We start from the raw sequence: 13,187 nt of genomic DNA, 5'->3' as shown, positions 1-13,187 counted from the left end.
TTGACGCTGCGGTTGGGGGGTGAGAGAGGGGCGGGCAGTCAGGTTGGGCGGACGGAGGGCGGCGAGCGGTCGGGTTGGGTGGTGGTGGACCGGGTGAGCGGTCAGGTTGGGTGGGTGGAGAGGTGGGTGGTCCAGTGGAGGCCTGCTGTGGTTAGGGCTAGGCCTGCTGTTAGGCAGAGCCAGCCGGGTGGGGTGGTGGTTAGGAAGGTGAGGGGGTGGGCGCCTAGGGCGTAGCCGAGGGTTATGCCGAAGGCGGGGAGGATGGCGAGGATTCGGGCGGTGGAGCGGGCGCCGGCGAGGCTGGATTCGGTTTGGCGGTGGATGGCTTCGTCGGCTCGGAGGGAGTTGGCGAGGCGTTCGGTGAGGGCGGCGAAGGCGGCGCCGGATTCCTCGGTGACGCGCCAGGCGGCCGCGAGGGCTCGGAGGCTGGTGGCGCCTGGCTTGGTTGATGCTCGGATCAGGGCGGCGGGGACGTCGGCGCCCAGCTTGGCTGCGGCGTGGGCGACTTCTAGGTCGGGGCTGATGGAGGCTGCGCCTTCCAGGGCGGCGATTGGTGGGCGGCCGGCGGAGAGGTCTGCTGCTAGTACGTCGAGGGCTTCGATGATGTTGGCGCGGCGGGCGGCGGTGGATTTTTGGTGTTGATGTTGGGCTCGTTGGTGGGTGATCAGGGTGAGGATGGCCGTGATGGCGAGGGTTGAGACGAGGGCTTGGGGGCCGAGGATCGCTGTGGCTATGGCGGTTGGAGGGGTGAGGAGGGCGGCGCGGGTTAGTCGGGTTCTGAGCGGGCTGCGGGTTGGTTGTGGTGCGTCGGTGGGTTGTGGGCGGGTCAGATTGGGGGGCCTGCTGGCTTGCAGCCGGCGGAGGGCTGCGGTTGGGGGTGGGAGTGCGAGGGCGCAGGTGAGGAGGGTGAGGGCGGCAGCGAGGAAGGCTGGATTCACGCTGCATTCACCGCAGTACCAGGGACTTTGGTGAAGAGGTGGGCGGGTGGGTGGAGGGTGAGGGTGTTGTTGGGGTGGAAGGTGACGGCGGGGTGGGTGGTTGGGGGGCCGTTGGGGTGAGGGGTGAAGGTGTGGATCTCGGCTATTCGGCGGCGGCCGGATGGGGTTCGGGTCAGGTGGATTACGGCGTGTAGGGCTGAGGTGATTTGGCTGTGGATGGCTTCTCGGGTGAGGCCGGCCAAGGCGCCTAGGGCTTCCAGGCGGGCGGGTACGTCGGCGGCGGAGTTGGCGTGGATGGTGCCGCAGCCGCCTTCGTGGCCGGTGTTCAGGGCGATGAGGAGGTCTACGACTTCTGGGCCGCGGACTTCGCCTACTACTAGGCGGTCGGGGCGCATGCGGAGGGCTTGGCGGACGAGGTCTCGGAGGGAGATTTCGCCGGTGCCTTCTACGTTCGGTGGGCGGGCTTCCAGGCGGACTACGTGCGGGTGGTCGGGGCGTAGTTCGCTGGCGTCTTCTACGAGGACCAGGCGTTCGGACGGGTCGATCAGGGAGAGGAGGGAGTTCAGGAGAGTGGTTTTGCCGGTGCCGGTCCCGCCGCTGATGAGGAACGCCAGGCGGGAGTCCAGGAGGTCGCGGAGGATCGGGACGCCGGCTTGAGGGAGGGCTCCGGCTGTTACGAGGTCCTCGAGGGTGAAGACCTTGCGGGAGGGGACGCGGAGGGACAGGCAGGTTCCGGGGGCGGCGATCGGGGCGAGTACGGCGTGGAAGCGGGTGCCGTCGGAGAGGCGCACGTCGACGTACGGCGTGGAGTCGTCGAGGCGGCGGCCGGCTGCGGCGGCGAGTCTGGTGGCGAGGCGTCGGATGGCGGGTTCGTCGCCGGTGCGGATGGCTACGAACTCGAGTCCGCGGCCGCGGTCGATGTAGACCTCGTCGGGGCCGTTGACCAGGATGTCGGTCACGCCCGGCTCGGCGAGGAGGCTGTCGAGGGGGCCGGCGCCCAGGGCTTCGCGGCGGAGGGCGGTCACGACGGCGAGGACCATGGCGTCGCCGCAGATGGTTCCGTCGGCGCGGAGGGCTGCGGCTACCTGCACGGGGGTTGGCTCGGCGCCGGTCAGAGCGAGGGTGCCCCGCACGCGATCGAGCAGCTGTGCAGGGACATCGGTGGTGGTCATGCGGCGGTCGGGGCTGTCAGGTTGAAGAGGTCTAGGAGGGTGGTGGCGGCTCGGGTTAGGGGGCTTCGGGGGGTGGGGGTGAAGTGGCCTTGGTCCATGGCGGTGGGGAGGGTGCGGTCGATGCCCAGTTTCGTTGCTAGGGGCAAGGAGAGGTGGGTGGAGACGTCTACGGGTGAGAGGGCTGGGCGGGTGCTGCGGGCTACTACGCGGAGGTCGCCGGCGACGGAGCGGAGGGGGCCGGAGAGGCGTTTGGCGGCGGCTACTGAGCGGACGTCGCATGGGACGACGAGGAGGGTCGCGGTGGAGCGGATGAAACCCTCCTCGACGGTGGGGTCGGCGCGGCGAGGGAGATCGAGAACGACGAGGTCGTTGCTGCGTTGGGCGGCGCCGATGACTGAGCTCATGGTGTCCGGCGGCAGGACGGTGACGTCGGACTGATCCCAGGACAGTACGGCGAGGCCGTCGACGGATGGCAGCGCCGAGCGAAGAGCGGCGGCGCTGACGCGGCCGGAGGCGTTGAGGAGTTTGGGCCAACGGTCGCCCGGATCGCGTTCGATGCCTAGGGCAAGCTCTATGCCACCACCTAGCGGGTCCCCGTCGATGAGCATCGTCCGGAACCCGCGCCGGTTGCCAAGGACCGCGACCGCAGCGGCGAGCGTGGTTGCGCCCGCTCCCCCGCAGCCGCCGACGAAGGCGAGGGTGACGGCCTTCCGATTCACACCATCCAGGGCGTCGGCCAACTTGCCGGCGAGCGTGGTCTCGTCGTCGGGCAGGCGGCACACGACATCGGCGCCGACGTCGAAGGCGCAGCGGTAGAGATCGTCGCCGTCGAGCGCCGAGCCGACCACGACGACTCCCGGTCGTTGCGCGGGCTGGAGGCGGGCCAACGGCTCGGCCAGGTCCCGGCCGATCACGACCAGCGAGCAGGTGTGCCAGTTGCGCCGGAGGCCGTGCAGGTCGGGCTCGACCAGAGGTGTGATCGACGCGGCCGCGGCCAGCCGCAACAGATCGTCGAGGAGAGCATCGTTGGTAGTTGCCATGAGCACCGAATTGGCTGATGAGTTCGTGTCCATGCCAAGAAGATGCCGTTGTCCGGCCTGCTCCGCGCACCCGAACGGAATCCCTGTGGACAAAGCGTTGTCGGGTTTCCGTCAGCAGCGGGAACCCGCCACGACGAGCCCGAGACCAACCCGCCGGGAACGGTTACGGTTCCTTTCGAAGCGTCTTTAACTAAATTTCACCGGACCGCTTCCGCCCCATCGCTCCGGAGGATCCCAGATGAGTCGATTACGCCTGCTCGCCGCCACCTCAGCCGTCGCGGCCACCGCCCTGCTCACCGCAGCCGGAGTATCTCTTGCCGGCCCGGACACCGCCACCACTGCCAACGCCGCCACCATGGCGCAGGCCAGCAGTGGTGGCGTCAAAACGGCGTACTTCACCCAGTGGGGTATCTACGCCAACGCCTTCTACCCCAAGAACCTGATCACCACCGGCGCGGCCGGGAAGCTGGACTTCCTGAACTACGCGTTCGCGAACATCGACCCGACGAACCACACCTGCTTCATGGCCAACAAGGCCGCGTCGCAGGACGAGAACAACCCGAACGCCGGTGACGGCGCGGGTGACGCGTTCGCGGACTACGGCAAGTCGTACGGCGCGGACATCAGCGTCGACGGAGTCGGTGATGTGTGGAACCAGCCGATCCAAGGGAACTTCAACCAGCTCAAGAAGCTCAAGGCGAGGTACCCGAACCTGAAGATCCTGATCTCGATCGGCGGCTGGACGTACTCGAAGTACTTCTCCGACGCGGCCTCGACCGACGCCAAGCGCAAGGCCCTGGTCAGCTCGTGCGTGAACATGTTCCTCAAGGGCGATCTGCCGGTCATCGACGGCTTCGGCGGCGCTGGTTCCGCGGCCGGCATCTTCGACGGTGTCGACATCGACTGGGAGTACCCAGGCTCGCCGAACGGCCACGTCGGCAACCACTACAGCGTCGCCGACAAGCAGAACTTCACGTCGCTGCTGGCCGAGTTCCGCACGCAGCTCAACGCGTACGGCAGCCAGACCGGCAAGCGGTACTACCTGACCGCCGCCACTCCGGCCGGCCAGGACAAGATCGCCACGATCGAGACCAACAAGATCGGGCAGTACCTGGACTACAACAACGTCATGTCGTACGACATGCACGGCGGCTGGGAGGCCACCGGGCCGACGAACTTCCAGGACCCGCTCTACACAGCGCCGAACGACCCGAGCAACCCCATCCCACCGGGTCAGGGCAAGTACTCCGTCGACGCTGCGGTGAAGGCGTGGACGACCGGCGACTCGGCGTACGGCATCCCTGGCGGGTTCCCGGCGAACAAGCTGAGCATCGGATATCCCTTCTACTACAGGGGATGGAAGGGTGTACCGGCCACGGCCAACGGCAAGTACCAGACTGCGACCGGACCGGCCGACGGGCACGCACTGAGCGGCAACGTCCCAGGTGTCTCGTTCTACAAGGAGCTGACCGGCTTCGTCGACAACCCGTCGTTCACGTACTTCGACGACGCGACCAAGTCCTCCTGGTTCTACAGCAACGGCACGTTCTGGTCGGGTGACAACGCCCAGTCGATCAAGGCCAAGGCGGACTACCAGCACTGCAACGGCCTGGCCGGCGCGATGATGTACTCCCTCGAGGCACTCGACCCCGGCGTCACCCTCTTCAACAACGTGGTCGACTCGGTCAACGCCAACACCGCCGGCTGCAGCGGCCCCCCGACGACACCGCCCACCACGCCGCCGACCACCCCGCCCACGACGCCTCCCACTACCCCGCCTACAACTCCCCCGACCACGCCTCCCACGACGCCGCCGACGACGCCGCCCACATCGGCCACTCCGTGGGCGCCGAACACGACGTACGCAACCGGTGCGCTGGTGACCTACAACGGCGTCACCTACAGGTGCATCCAGGGCCACACCTCCCTGACCGGCTGGGAGCCACCGAACGTCCCCGCACTCTGGGGCCAGGTCTGATCACGTACCGCCCACTGATCGGAGCATCATGAAACGACGCATCACCCTGGCGATAGCGGCCATCTCGGCCGTGGTCATCGCTCTGCTGACCGCACAGGCGGCCAGCGCGGCAGGAGTCTCTGCCACCTTCACCAAAGTGTCCGACTGGGGCAGCGGCTTCGAGGGCAAGGTGACTGTCACCAACGGCACCACCAGCTCCCTCAGCACCTGGTCGGTCGCACTGGACTTCCCGTCCGGCTACACCGTCACCAGCACCTGGGACGCCAACCACACCAGCAGCGGACAGACGCACACGTTCACTCCGCCGAGCTGGGCCGGACCGCTCGCGCCCGGGGCAACCGTCAGCTTCGGCTTCAACGGCAGCCCGGGCAACTTCGCCGGCGTCGCCGCGTGCCGGTTGAACGGCGGCTCGTGCTCGGGCGGCGGTGGCGGCACCGCTCCCGGCGCACCCACAGGTCTCTCGGGTACGGCGTCTGGCACGTCGGTGAACCTGTCCTGGTCCGCTGCGTCAGGCGCCACGAGCTACAACGTCTACCGCAACGGCTCGAAGGTCGGCTCGCCCAGCGGCACGTCCTACACGGACTCCGGCCTCAGCGCGAACACGTCGTACTCGTACCAGGTGAGCGCATCCAACAGCGCTGGTGAGGGACCGAAGAGCAACACCGTCTCGGTCACCACCGGCAACGGCGGCGGCAACACCGGCTCGAAGCAGGCGGCGCCGTACCTCTACATGGGCTGGGGCGACCCGCCGAGCCCGTCGACCGTGATGAACGCCACCGGGATCAAGTGGTTCACCATGGCGTTCGTCCTGTCGGGCGGCGGCTGCAGCCCGGCCTGGGACAGCACCCGGCCGCTCCAGGGTGGTGCGGACGCCAGCGCGATCGCAGCGATCCGGGCCGGTGGCGGTGACGTCGTACCGTCGTTCGGCGGCTGGAGCGGCAACAAGCTCGGCCCGAACTGCAGCACCCCGGAGGCGCTGGCCGGCGCGTACCAGCAGGTCATCAGCGCCTACAACCTGAAGGCGATCGACATCGACATCGAGAACTCCGACGAGTTCGAGAACGAGGCCGTGCAGGACCGGATCCTGACCGCGCTGAAGATCGTCAAGCAGAACAACCCCGGTATCCAGACCATCGTCACGTTCGGTACGTCGACGACCGGTCCGACGTACTACGGAAACCGGCTGATCGACCAGTCGAAGGCACTCGGCGCGAACATCGACATCTTCACGCTGATGCCGTTCGACTTCGGCAGCTCGAACATCTACAACGACACGGTCGCCGCGTCGCAGGGCCTGAACAACAAGCTGAAGTCGACCTTCGGCTGGTCCACCGCGGAGGCGTACTCGCACCAAGGCGTCTCCGGCATGAACGGTCTGTCCGACCAGCAGGAGATGACGTCGACCGCGACCTGGCAGAACATCACCAACTGGGCCAAGAGCAACGGGCTCGGCCGGCTGGCGTTCTGGTCGGTCAACCGCGACCGCGGTTGCGCCGGCGGCGGTGTGGTCTCGAACTGCAGCGGTATCGCCCAGGGCGACTGGGACTTCACCCGCATCACCGCGGGCTTCTGAGACAGGGTCCGGCTGGGTGCGGCGACGAGTCGCGCTCAGCCGGCCTTGATCGCTTCGATGATCAGGCCGTTGCGGGCGTTCCGCCCGAGCGGGATGGACGGGTGCAGACCGTCGCGAAGGTAACGGGCCAGCCGGTTCGGGCTGGAAGCCAGGTGCTCGGCCCAGTGAATGATGCGCAGGTTCTCGTGGCGGCGAGCGGCCTCGGCGAGCTGCAGGTTGATCCAGGCGCTGTTGCGCTGGTCGGCGACCTTGATCTCCGGGATGAACGCGGTGCGGGCAGCCTGCACGTTGACCCAGTAGACGGTCCGCTCCGGACCGGCGATCTGCATGGTCCGGTCGACCTGTGCGGCCACCGCGGGCGGCGTGAAGATGTCGTTGGAGCCGACCGACATCAGGATCCGGTGCGGCAGGCCGTAGTCCTGGGCCCACGTGTCCAGCGCGTCGACCGCGGGCGTCACCGGGCGGCCGGCCCAGTTGTGGACCGCCGTCATGATGCCGAGCTGGGCCAGCTGACGGGCCAGCGCCGGTCCGTCCTGGACGCCGATGCTGTCGCCGAACATGAAGACGCCGTCGTTCTCACGCGTCCGGCGGATCTGCGCTTCGTTCGAGATCGCACGCGCCTGGCGCTCCCAGGCACCGAGCACACCGGAGCCGTAGTTGCCCAAATAAGCCAGCCCGGTCGCGCCGTCGGTCTCTGACTGCGGGGAAACTGGGACCGCCTCGGCCGCGGACGCTGCCGCAACCGTCGACGCAGCCGCCGCCGTCCCGGCTGCGAAGAGCAGCCGGCGACTCGGCCGGAACGAACCCAGACGCTTCCTCACGCAGGAAAGAGTGCGGTGGAAAGGCCTCTGACTGCAAGTCGACACCTGGAAAATTGGACGAACGCTACGGAAGTCGTTGTCATAGCAGTCAGCTGGAGGTGACCGGTCGGGATCGGACGAACGTCCGGAAACGCTCGGCTGCGGGCGTCAACGGAGTACTCAGCCGCCACGACATTCCGATCTCCCGACGAGCCTGTACGCCGGCCAGCGGTATCGACACCGCACCGCTGTCGTTGCCGCGGACCGCACCGGCCGGGAGGATCGCCACGCCGAGGCCCGCACCGACCAGGCTGTCGATCGTCGCGAGGTCCGTCGCCTGGAACGCGAACCGCGGCGTGAACCCCGCGGCCTCGCACAACCGGTCCGTCACCCGCTGGAAGCCGAAGCCGGGCTGCAGCGCGACGAACGGCTCGTCCCGGACCTCCTCCAGCTCGACCCGATGCCGAGAAGCCAGAGCGTGGCCAGGCGGCACGTGCAGACACAGCCGCTGCCGTTCCAGGAGATGCCAGCCGAAGCGGGAAGGATCCGGCCGCGGCGCGATGATCGCGATCTCGGCCTCGCCAGTCTCGAGGTCCTGGACGATGTCGTGCGCCGGCTCCTGCCGCAGCGCGAACCCCACGCTCGGCGCGTCCGCCCGGAACGCCTTCAGCAGGTCCGGCATCAGGCTCGTCGCGACCGAGTGCAGGAACGCCAGCCGCACCGTGCCGGACTCCGGGTCGACGAGCGCGTCGATCCGGCGCTTCGCGGTATCGACCGCCATCGTCCCGGCCCGCGCCGCCTCCAGTACGAGCCGGCCGTACGGATTCAGCCGCACACCACGGCGTTCCCGCTCGAACAACGCCACCCCGAACGCCCGCTCCACCCGCTGCAGCGACCGGGACAGATTCGGCTGGCTGGTCCCCAGCGCGGCCGCCGCCTCGGTCAGGTGCTCGGTCTCAGCGAGTACGGCGAACCACCGCAGATCCTCGACATGCATACTGAAAGCGTATCGATTTCCGCTGAGATCGACATTTTACGTATCGCAGCAGGCGTGCGACCGTCGAAGACATGCACCAGTCCGTTGCTCGCCAGACCGGGTACCTGCCCGGAGACCCGGAGTACCGCAAGCTCTCGGTCGCGCTGTTCGCGGCCGGACTGGCCACGTTCGCTCTGCTCTACAGCACGCAGCCGCTGCTTCCCCAGCTCGTCGACGCATTCCACGTCTCCCCCAGTCAGAGCGCGTTCAGCGTGTCGTTCGCCACGTTCGGACTCGGTCTCGCGCTGCTGGTCGCCGGTCCGGCGTCGGAGGTCCTCGGCCGGACCAATCTGATGCGCTGGTCGGTCGCGGCGACGTCAGTCTTCGCACTTCTGAGCGCATTCGCCCCGACCTGGCACACGCTGCTGGCGCTGCGGGGTCTGCAGGGGATCGCGATGGCCGGACTGCCCGCGGTCGCGATGGCCTATCTGCGCGAGGAGGTGCACCAGGACAGCCACGCGAGAGCCAGCGGCCTCTACATCGCGGGTACTGCGGTTGGCGGCATGGCGGGACGTCTGATCGCGGGAGGATTGTCGGACCTCGGCGGATGGCGGTTCGCGACCGGTGGGATCGCCGCGGTCGGCGTACTGTGCGCTGCGATCGTCTGGCTGCTCCTTCCAGCGTCGCGGAACTTCCGCCCGAGCCCGGCGCGGCCGAGCGTGAAGGTACTGCGTGACCCCGCACTCCTCGCCCTCTACGGGATCGCCGCCACGGCGGTCGGCGCGTTCGTCGCTGTCTACAACGGAGCGGTCTTCCGACTGTCCGGTTCGCCCTACAAACTGAGCGCTGGAGCCGCAGGGCTGGTCTTCTGTGTCTATCTGCTCGGGTCAGCAGGCTCAGCGACGGCGGGGACGCTCGCGGACCGCTACGGGCGACGGAAGGTCGTGCCGATCGGGTGCTTGATCACCCTGGCCGGTGTAGCCATCACGCTGGCCAGCCCACTGCCGCTGATCGTGCTGGGGCTGGCTGTGATGACGGCAGGGTTCTTCGCCGTGCACGGCGTCGCCAGCGGCTGGGTGCCCGCTCGGGCGCACGCGAGCGGCGTCGGCACCGCGCAGGCGTCGAGCATGTACCTCTTCTCCTTCTACCTGGGGTCGTCGGTGTTCGGCGGGCTGGCGGGTACGGCGTGGAGTCACGGAGGCTGGACCGGGGTCGCGCTCGAGGCCGGGGCACTGTTCACGGTCAGCCTGGTCCTTTCCGTGCTGCTCAAGCAGACGAATGCGAAACTGGCCAGGTGACGAAGGCGACGGATGCTGCTGATCAGTTGGGGCTCACCTATGAGGTGACCAGGCACGGCCGGGTGAACTCGTTGGAGGAGGCCGCGGCGGCGCGGGGTATCGAGCCGGCCCGGTTGATCAAGACGATCGTCGTACGACTGTCCGACGACGACTACCGGTTCGTGCTGGTACCGGGTGACCGCGAGATCGCGTGGCCGAAACTGCGGGCACTGCTCGGCGTGAACCGGATCTCGATGCCCGACAAGGACACGGCGTTCGACGTCACCGGGTACGTGCGCGGGACGATCACGCCGCTCGGCAGCACACACGCCTGGCCGGTGATCGCGGACGAGCGGATCACCGGCACTATCTCGATCGGCGGTGGAGACCACGGCGTTGGCATCACCGTGGACGCACAGGCGCTTGCCAAGGCTCTGAACGCCACTGTTGCTGACGTCACGGACTAGACGAGCAGCCCGCGTTGGCCAGCCCTGAGGCCGGCCTGGAAGCGGGTGGTGGCGTCGAGTGCCTTCAGGATGCGTTGCATTCGGCGTTCTACGGTTCGCTGCGCGACGCCGAGGCGACGGGCTATGGCTTGGTCCGTCAGACCTGCTGCGGCCAGCGAGAGGAGCTGCTGGTCGTCCGACGTCAGCGGGCCTTCTGACACCGATGGGGTCAGCGGGCTCGCCTGCTTCCACAACAGCTCGAAGAGGCGGAGCAGAGCGTCCAGGAGGCTCGACGGACCGAGTTCCACAACCACATCGGCAGCGGTCGGCAACAGAGCAGTCCGGCGATCGACGACGACCAGCTTCAGCGGGACGTCGCGCAGCATCCGGCAGCAACCTGCCGATCGGGCCGCGGTCAGGTCGCCGGGCTCCGACAACGACGCCATGTCGTAGATGATCCGGTGCCTCACTCCATCCAACCGGCGCGCGTACGGCATGCGATCCAGCACGAGTACTTCGTCCTGCGCGCACTGCTGCGCCTGGTAGAACCGTTGCGCGATGGCCTCGGCGCCCCGGATGACCGTGAACGCATCCGGCTGCCGGAACTCGGCAGTGAGCACCGAAGCACCCAACCGCGCCTCGACGATCGCGGCCTGCTTCCGGAGTGCGAGCAACTCGACCGCGGCTTCCGGTACTGCGGGCAGGTAGCGGGCCGGACGGCCTGGCGTACGCGACGCCAGGCCGAGCGACAGTAAGGACCGCAGGTGCCGGCCGACCCGGTTGGCGGGCCAATCGACGAACGTGGTCAGGTCAGTGGCTGTGGACTCCGGGCGGGCCAGAAGCGCCCGGTAGAGCTGCTCGTCCTCCGAGCAGACACCGAGCGCCTCCAACACTGGAGCCGGTCGATAGCTATGCATGATCAGGGCAGCGAGTGCACGTGGCTGCCGACCTGGTTCGCGAACTGGTTGCCGTTCAGCGCGTCCCAGTTGGTCGACCAGGTCATCGCCCCACGCAGCGACGGCCACGGGGAGCTCGGCCGGTAGTTGCCGCAGCCGGTGCCCTTGGTGAGGCAGTCCAGAGCGTTGTTGACGACCGTCGGCGAGACGTACCCGCTACCGGCCGCCCGCGACGACGCCGGCAGGCCCAGACCGACCTGGTCGGGACGCAGTCCGCCCTGCAGCATGATGCAGGCCTGGGCGGTGATGAAGTCGACCGAGCCCTGCGAGTAGACCTGTCCGTCGCAGCCGTTCATCGAGCCGGAGTTGTAGTACTGCACGTTGACGATGGTCAGGATGTCCTTGATCGCCAGCGCCAGCTTGAAGTACTCGAACGACGTGCTCTGCATGTCGATCGTCTGCGGCGCCATCGTGATCACCAGTCCGCTACCGAACTGGCTCTGCAGGCTCCGCAAAGCCTGACCCATGTACTGCGCGTTGACGCCGTTCTCCAGGTCGATGTCGATCCCGTCGAAGCCATAGGTACGCAGCACCGACAGCGCGCTCGAGGCGAAGTTGGCCGCCGCGGTGGGATCAGCAACAGAGATGGTGCCGTTCTGGCCGCCGACGGACAGGATGACCTTCTTACCGGCCGCCTGCTTCGCCGCGATGTCGGCCTTGAACTGCGCGACCGTGTAACCACCGAGCCCGGCGCTGTCCAGGTTGAACGTGATGGCACCCGGCCGGGACGAGTCGGCATCGGCGAAGGCCACCGCGATCAAGTCGTACGCCGCGGGTACGTCGGAGATCTTCTGCACCGTCGCGCCGTTGTTGAAGTTCTGCCAGTACCCGGTGAGCACATGCGCGGGCAGGTTGCCGGCCGGCGGATTGGTGCCGCCGTCCGACGTGGTGCCCGACACGGTTGCGCCGTACGGCGAGCAGTTGCCGCTCGGATCGCATGCGCGCACCTTGAACGAGTAGGTCGTAGACGCGGCAAGACCGGTCGCGGTCCAGCTGGTGACGTTGCCGACGCTCTGCGCGGCGCCCGTCCCGCGGACCACGTCGTAGTGGTCGATGCCGTTCGCGTCGGACGCGGCGGACCAGTTCAGCTTGAGCGAGCTCGAGGTCGGGCTGCCGACCGTCAGGCCACCTGGCGTCGACGGCGGCGTGGTGTCCGCCGTACCACCGGGACCATCCAGTACGACGTCGTCGGCCTGGTACGCCGGGAGCGCGTACCAGCTGTGGACGTAGATCGTCACCGACGTCGCCGAAGCGCCCGTGGTGAACGGCACGGTCAGCTGACTCCAGCCGGAGCTAGTTGTCCACGTACTGGGACCACCGTCCACGCCGACGTAGACATTCGATCCCTTGACCCACGCCGACAGCGTGTACGCCGTATTGGGCTGGACCGCTACGGACTGGGAGCACTTGGCGATGTCGCTCCCGCTCGGGGTCGCCTGAAGGGCGTACGAGCCGGAGTGCGGGGCGGACGTCGTGACGCCGCCGGCGGGACAGGACCAACCCGACAGCGTGCCGGACTCGAAGCCGGCGTTCGCGACGAGATTGGTAGCCGCGGAGGCGGAAGCGGGGACCAGGAAGGCCATGAGTACGGCGAGCAGGCTGATGACGACCGCTGCCTGGGGGCGGTGTGCAGGCGGTTTCATGCTCTACAAAGTGTGACCAGGCAATTACATTGTCAAGACCCTGCATAAAGTGGGAACGCTCTCACGCGCAGAAAAGCGAGAATCTTTACGCTTACTTGGCTGAACGGAGAAAGGCGACGGCCCCCGGCGGGGGGGTGACCGGGGGCCGTCTTCGGCCACGGGCTCGGGGGGAGGAGCCGGGGGCCGTTCAGGAGGCGACAGTCTGCCACTGTCAGGGGGTATGTACCCCCCAAGACCAGGCTTCACACATCTCGATTCGATTTCAACCGAATGCCTGTTGCCCGAGCGCCGGTTGCACCCGGACGGGCGCTTCCAGCCAGTGTCACTGTCACACTGATCATCAGTCTAACTGGATACCGGCCCAGGCAAAAGCCCGGGTCCCTCGGCG

The 13,187-nt window shown here is 67.8% G+C and carries 11 protein-coding genes; 4 read left to right on the top strand and 7 right to left on the bottom strand.

Annotated elements, in window-relative coordinates; genetic code table 11:
* Positions 1 to 101 precede the first annotated feature (101 nt).
* From FDA38_RS00980 to ssd, 3 genes are read right to left on the bottom strand one after another with little or no spacing between them, the layout of a single operon-like run.
* Entirely contained in the window at positions 102 to 938 is an 837-nt protein-coding gene (locus tag FDA38_RS00980; protein ID WP_137252176.1) for a type II secretion system F family protein, read from the bottom strand.
* The gene (locus FDA38_RS00975; protein WP_137252175.1) at positions 935 to 2,110 is read right to left on the bottom strand and encodes a TadA family conjugal transfer-associated ATPase; all 1,176 of its coding nucleotides are present in this window, start codon (positions 2,108 to 2,110) and stop codon (positions 935 to 937) included. Before FDA38_RS00975 ends, FDA38_RS00980 begins: the two co-directional genes overlap by 4 nt.
* Positions 2,107 to 3,183: a septum site-determining protein Ssd gene (ssd, locus tag FDA38_RS00970; RefSeq protein ID WP_137252174.1), complete on the bottom strand. Its 1,077-nt coding sequence runs from the start codon at positions 3,181 to 3,183 to the stop codon at positions 2,107 to 2,109. Before ssd ends, FDA38_RS00975 begins: the two co-directional genes overlap by 4 nt.
* A 205-nt stretch (positions 3,184 to 3,388) precedes the next feature.
* Here ssd and FDA38_RS00965 point away from each other — a divergent pair, with 205 nt between their 5' ends.
* Both FDA38_RS00965 and FDA38_RS00960 read left to right on the top strand, forming a co-directional pair.
* Complete coding sequence (locus FDA38_RS00965) at positions 3,389 to 5,128, top strand: glycosyl hydrolase family 18 protein (protein WP_137252173.1); 1,740 nt, start codon at positions 3,389 to 3,391, stop codon at positions 5,126 to 5,128.
* A 28-nt stretch (positions 5,129 to 5,156) separates the two neighbouring features.
* The gene (locus FDA38_RS00960) at positions 5,157 to 6,701 is read left to right on the top strand and encodes a cellulose binding domain-containing protein (RefSeq protein WP_137252172.1); all 1,545 of its coding nucleotides are present in this window, start codon (positions 5,157 to 5,159) and stop codon (positions 6,699 to 6,701) included.
* Between the two features lie 35 nt (positions 6,702 to 6,736).
* On the opposite strand, the gene FDA38_RS00955 is transcribed toward FDA38_RS00960, so the two are convergent.
* Together FDA38_RS00955 and FDA38_RS00950 are read right to left on the bottom strand one after the other, a co-directional pair.
* Positions 6,737 to 7,522 (bottom strand): SGNH/GDSL hydrolase family protein, encoded by a 786-nt coding sequence (locus FDA38_RS00955; RefSeq protein ID WP_170989538.1) that lies wholly within the window; start codon positions 7,520 to 7,522, stop codon positions 6,737 to 6,739.
* An 88-nt stretch (positions 7,523 to 7,610) separates the two neighbouring features.
* Positions 7,611 to 8,498 (bottom strand): LysR family transcriptional regulator, encoded by an 888-nt coding sequence (locus FDA38_RS00950; protein WP_137252171.1) that lies wholly within the window; start codon positions 8,496 to 8,498, stop codon positions 7,611 to 7,613.
* Positions 8,499 to 8,569: 71 nt separating this feature from the next.
* Here FDA38_RS00950 and FDA38_RS00945 point away from each other — a divergent pair, with 71 nt between their 5' ends.
* Positions 8,570 to 9,775, top strand: coding sequence for an MFS transporter (locus FDA38_RS00945; RefSeq protein WP_137252170.1), 1,206 nt, complete (start codon positions 8,570 to 8,572; stop codon positions 9,773 to 9,775).
* Positions 9,772 to 10,221, top strand: a complete 450-nt coding sequence (locus FDA38_RS00940) for an aminoacyl-tRNA deacylase (protein WP_137252169.1) — start codon at positions 9,772 to 9,774, stop codon at positions 10,219 to 10,221. The genes FDA38_RS00945 and FDA38_RS00940 overlap by 4 nt, the downstream gene beginning before the upstream one ends.
* On the opposite strand, the gene FDA38_RS00935 is transcribed toward FDA38_RS00940, so the two are convergent.
* Positions 10,218 to 11,117 carry a helix-turn-helix domain-containing protein gene (locus FDA38_RS00935; protein WP_137252168.1) on the bottom strand — a complete coding sequence of 300 codons (900 nt, stop codon included), beginning with the start codon at positions 11,115 to 11,117 and terminating at the stop codon, positions 10,218 to 10,220. The two genes, FDA38_RS00940 and FDA38_RS00935, sit on opposite strands and share 4 nt — an antisense overlap.
* A 2-nt stretch (positions 11,118 to 11,119) precedes the next feature.
* Entirely contained in the window at positions 11,120 to 12,799 is a 1,680-nt protein-coding gene (locus FDA38_RS00930; protein ID WP_137252167.1) for a chitinase, read from the bottom strand.
* Positions 12,800 to 13,187 lie beyond the last annotated feature (388 nt).

The sequence above is a fragment of the Kribbella jiaozuonensis genome (assembly GCF_005233875.1).
In the GTDB taxonomy this organism is placed as follows: Bacteria; Actinomycetota; Actinomycetes; order Propionibacteriales; family Kribbellaceae; genus Kribbella; species Kribbella jiaozuonensis.
Note: the sequence above shows the minus strand (reverse complement) of the source record. Positions and strands in the feature narration are given on the sequence as shown.